The sequence below is a fragment of the Tabrizicola sp. genome, from assembly GCF_051645465.1.
Classification (GTDB): Bacteria; Pseudomonadota; Alphaproteobacteria; order Rhodobacterales; family Rhodobacteraceae; genus Tabrizicola.
Map to the genome: position 1 here is coordinate 1 of NZ_JBOFBI010000084.1, position 4,648 is coordinate 4,648.

General features: G+C 60.2%; 6 protein-coding genes. 3 read left to right on the plus strand and 3 right to left on the minus strand.

Features of this window, described 5'->3' with window-relative positions:
• A partial coding sequence (locus ACRCSW_RS05570; RefSeq protein ID WP_438703293.1) for a RidA family protein occupies window positions 1-273 on the plus strand: 273 nt, incomplete at its 5' end.
• Between the two features lie 174 nt (window positions 274-447).
• Window positions 448-1,317: a PhzF family phenazine biosynthesis protein gene (locus ACRCSW_RS05575; protein ID WP_438703295.1), complete on the plus strand. Its 870-nt coding sequence runs from the start codon at window positions 448-450 to the stop codon at window positions 1,315-1,317.
• Window positions 1,318-1,493: 176 nt separating this feature from the next.
• Here ACRCSW_RS05575 and ACRCSW_RS05580 read toward each other — a convergent pair whose 3' ends face one another.
• The gene (locus tag ACRCSW_RS05580; RefSeq protein ID WP_438703296.1) at window positions 1,494-2,264 is read right to left on the minus strand and encodes an SDR family oxidoreductase; all 771 of its coding nucleotides are present in this window, start codon (window positions 2,262-2,264) and stop codon (window positions 1,494-1,496) included.
• Window positions 2,265-2,360: 96 nt separating this feature from the next.
• Window positions 2,361-2,996 (minus strand): NAD(P)H:quinone oxidoreductase, encoded by a 636-nt coding sequence (gene wrbA, locus ACRCSW_RS05585; protein WP_438703298.1) that lies wholly within the window; start codon window positions 2,994-2,996, stop codon window positions 2,361-2,363.
• A 101-nt stretch (window positions 2,997-3,097) separates the two neighbouring features.
• Here wrbA and ACRCSW_RS05590 point away from each other — a divergent pair, with 101 nt between their 5' ends.
• Window positions 3,098-4,018 (plus strand): LysR family transcriptional regulator, encoded by a 921-nt coding sequence (locus tag ACRCSW_RS05590; protein ID WP_438703300.1) that lies wholly within the window; start codon window positions 3,098-3,100, stop codon window positions 4,016-4,018.
• Between the two features lie 229 nt (window positions 4,019-4,247).
• Here ACRCSW_RS05590 and ACRCSW_RS05595 read toward each other — a convergent pair.
• Window positions 4,248-4,648, minus strand: a 401-nt coding sequence (locus tag ACRCSW_RS05595) for a LysR substrate-binding domain-containing protein (RefSeq protein WP_438703302.1), incomplete at its 5' end; no start/stop codon positions are given.

Sequence of the window (4,648 nt, forward strand, 5' to 3'; positions counted from 1 at the left end):
ACGGTCGCTGTCGGCGACATGGCGGCGCAGTCGAAGCAGGTATTTGCCAACATAGGCCGAGCCCTTGCCGCAGCTGGTGCGCGGCCTGAACAGGTCGCCAAGCTTACGATCTTCGTCTCGAACTATCGACGTGAACACCTTGAGATGATTGAGGAAGGCCGCGTCTCGCTCTTCGGCGACCACAAGCCGACCGACACGCTTATTGGCGTGGCGACGCTAAGCCGCAGCGAGTACATGCTGGAGGTCGACGCAATCGCAATTGTCGATGACTAGGCCAAGTTCGCCTGCGCCCGAGTTTGGAATGCGGTCGAGTGAGCGAAGAAAGCGAAGTCGCGTTCGACGCGATGAGCATCCTCATGTGTCACTTATGCGAATTTGAAGGGTGACCCGATCTTCCGGCACAGAATTCAAGATCGCAAGAACCACAAAGCAAAGGAACGCTACGCCATGGAACTTATCGCAGGTCTAATCGACGTTTTCGCTGACAAACCGCTCAGCGGCAATCCTCTTGCCGTAGTCGAGGATGCTGACGACCTTACCGTCGCGAAAATGAAACAGATCGCCGGAGAATTCAATCAGGCCGAAACGACCTTCATCATGCGCAGCACGCGGGCGGATCGAAAGCTGCGCTCCTTTACGGCCAGCGGCGCGGAGGTTGTTGGCGCCGGGCACAACGCGCTTGGGGCTTGGCTCTGGCTTGCCGAGGACGGCAAGCTCGGTCCACTGAACGCGCCACGGACCTTTCACCAGGAAATCGGCGACGAGGTTCTGCCAATCGTCCTGACGACCGTCGGCGGCAGAATTTTTGGACACATGCGCCAGGCGCCGCTCAAGCTCTCTCCGCCACTCGATGACGTAACGGCCTTGGCTGGAGCGCTCGGGCTTCAGGTATCAGACATCATGACAACGCCAGCCCCTCGCCCAGGAGACACTGGCGCTTCGCACCTGCTCGTGCGCGTCCGCGACCCCGGTACGGTGGACCAGGCAAAGCCAGCATCAGATGCGTTGCTGGATGTCCTGCGTCAGGCGGGCGCGGAGGGTTGCTACATCTATGCCCACGATACTCTCTCCCCCGAGAGGGCCTATGCCCGGTTCTTCAATCCCACCGTAGGCCTCTGGGAAGACGCAGCTACAGGGACGGCGGCGGGACCGTTGGCAGCATACCTTGGTCGACAGGGGCTGCTTCGGAGTGGCTCTATCGCGGTCGAGCAAGGCACAAAAATGGGACGCAGGAGCATCCTGAACCTCAGACTGACGCCTGAACCTGAGCTGTCCGGAGCAGGCATTATCGTCATGCGTGGGACCATACGGCTTTGATTGCATTGACCCGCCTCGAAGATTTCATCCGGCAGCATGAAGAGTCTTCGTCGGCTTGATCCGACCCCCAACCTTGGACCGCCCGAAAACGCCAGCGTCCGGCGGTTCAGGGTCGTGTTCCAAAGCAAAAGAGAACGAGGACTCTCGCTCAAAGCAAAGAAGAACCGGATCTCAAGTCAGTATGAGTCGGTGACCTGGCTCGAAGGAAACAGGCCGCCATCATCCGACCCGATCTCGATGGTGAGAGATACATGGCGTGGGCGGGTCAAAGCGAAGATGGTCGCCTCTACCACATCACGGCTTGTCCCGCGTGCTCCCTTCCGGCGGTCGCCAGCGTCAATCCAGTCCTGCTGGCCAGGCATCGCGTCATCCAGATAGGGCGGATTCACCAAGATCGAGCGAAACTTGCTACCTGAGAATTCCTGCCGCAACCCTTCGGCCAAGGCGACCTGCCCGCGCTTGGCAGAATAAAATGGCACCGAGACGGATTGCAGTGCCGCATTCGGTAGGCCGCTGATCGAGCCAATCGTCACAACATCCGGAGCCTCAGAGGCCAACATGAGTGGGCGAAGTCCTTGCGTGAAAAGGAAAGTTCCGGTCATGGCTGCACTTATGACGGTGCGCACATCCTCTTCAGCATAGGGTTCGGCACTACTCTGCAGCCACATCGCGCCATTGTTGATCAATATATCAACCTGGCGTTTGATCGAAGCGATCCGGGAAACTGCCTCTTTCACACCTTCAATGTTGGCGAGGTCAAGGATGACAATTTCTGGGGCCCTTCCGACTCGTGTAACCAAGAGATGCGCGATCATTTCAAGATCCGCAGACCGCCGCCCACATAGAACAATCTCGCAACCAGCATCTGCCAACGAAAGTGCGAAGGCTGCACCCAGCCCCCGACCGGCACCGGTCACGACGACCACTTTCCCACCAAGCTCGACCATAGTTTTCCTCCAGTCCGGTGACCGCTATCAGAAATGCCCCGATCCAAGAGACTTCTCAACCTAACAGGCACTCTGCCAATACGGGATGGGCCCCTCTCAAACCATTTCCGCGGCAGCGACGCGTCTCCCGCGTACCAGCGCCATAGCGACCTCGGCAACGTGCGTGCCCTGATAGCGGGCGCCAGCGAGTTCGTTGGCGCTTGGCTGGCGTGAGCCCCCATCCTTGTCTTCAGACAATGTCGTTGCGCCGTAGGGCGAGCCGCCGGTGATTTCGTCCATCCGCATCTGCCCCTTGAAGCTGTAGGGCAGACCGACCACCAGCATGCCCAAATGCAGCAGCACCGTGTGCGTGGACTGAATAGTCGTCTCCTGCCCGCCATGCTGACTGCCGGTCGAGGTGAAGACGCTACCAACCTTGCCGACCAGCCGGTCTTCGAACCACAGCCCACCCGTCTGGTCGAGGAAGTTCTTCATCTGCGAAGCCATGTTCCCGAAACGCGTCGGCGTGCCGATGATAATTGCGTCGTAGTCGGCCAGCTCCGCCACCATTGCTATCGGCGTCGGCTGGTCCAGCTTGTAGCCTGATTTCTTCGCCACGCTCTCCGGGACAAGCTCGGGCACACGCTTCACTGCGACAGCCGCACCCGCTGCATCGGCACCCGCCGCCACCGCTTTGGCCATCGTCTCGATGTGGCCATAGGACGAATAGTAGAGGATCAAGACTTTGCACATTATCTGCACCTTTTGCGGTTTGGTTTCCGCGGAAAGTCTAGGTGTTTGCCAGTTCGTTAGAAGTGATATTAAATGCATCAAACCGATCTATTTCCTCGATCATGCTCGACGCCCTTACCCTTGATCAGATCCGAACCTTCGTGACGATCGCCGACAGCGGAAGCTTCCGGTCGGCAGCAGGGCGTCTGGGGCGGGTGCAATCGGGCGTCAGCGTCGCCATCGCGAACCTCGAGGCGCAACTCGGCGTCGCGCTGTTCGACCGGACCGGGCATCGGCCGCTTATGACACGGGAGGGCGAGGCGCTTCTGGCCAACGCGCGGGATATCCTGCTGCGGGTCGACGCTATGCGGGCACGCGCGCGCGGCCTTGGCGAAGGCGTCGAGCTGGAGCTGCCGTTGGCCGTGGATACCCTTTATCCGATCCACCACGTGGGCCAAGCACTTGCCGAGCTGCGGACGGCCTTTCCCTTGGTAAGCGTGCGTCTGGTGGTCGAACCGCTGGGCGGTCCGCTGACGGCGCTGCGGGAACGGCGCTGCACACTGGCCATCATGGTCGGTGAAGAGTTCCGCGATCCAAGGATCACCTTCGAAGCGTTGTCGTCGATCTCGCAGGTGGCGGTGGTCGCGGCCGATCATCGGCTTGCCGGCTTTCAGGAAAGACAGTCCATCGGCATTCCTGACCTTGCCGATCACGTCCAGGTCGTCCTGTCAGACCCCTCGCAGGTGTCCAAGGGGCGCGACTTTGGCGTCATCTCGCCGCAGACCTGCCGGGTCGGCAGCCAGGACGCCAAGCACGCGCTGATCCTCGCGGGGGTCGGCTGGGGTCGGCTTCCGCTCTGGCTGGTCCAGCGCGACCTGGAGGGTGGCAGACTGCGCAGACTGGGGACAGGTGCGCTCGGGCGGAATGCCGAGGTCGTTTCAGAAACCTATCTTGCCCACCGGCTGGACGAGCCTTTGGGGCCGGCAGCCCGCAAAATTGCCGAAATCCTCGTCAGGACCAGTTCGAACGATTCCAACCCATGATGACCGGTCGCGCGCAAGAAGAACAGCCGGTGGCGTGGCCATGGTGAAAAGCGGACTCCGGGGCGATGTCAGACTTCCGCTCTGATGGCTGAACACCCACGAGCGTTTAATCCGATGGCACTAAGAGCCTCCATCGATGTCTTCCCATCCACTTGGATCCGCCGAGCAGGCGCCGCGCTCATCAGAGCATATCGGTTGCTGTCACAGAGTATCATTTTGCGCGGTGACTTCATTTCCGAAGCTGCCGCTTCATCCAAGCCCTGAACGCGGATACCTTGGGATCACTGCCACGGCTCTTGGCGGTGACGAACCAAAGGCCGAAACTCGACACGAGTTGCTCCTTAAACGGGCGGACAAGCCTACCGTCGTCCAGCGCGTCAGCTGTGGTGAAGTCCCAGGTCAAGGCGACGCCAAGCCCAGCGATCGCCGCATCTACACACATGCCCGCCTCCGAAAATGACATACTGGCAACAAGGGGTTCGGTCAGGCCAGCGACGCGAGCCCAGTCGTCCCAGTTGTCTCGCGCGCCGTCATTTCTGATGATCGTTGCGGAGTAAACGTCCTGCGGGGTTTTCAGCCGCCGTGCAACGGAAGGTGCACAGACCGGATAGAGGTACACTTCGCTCAGAT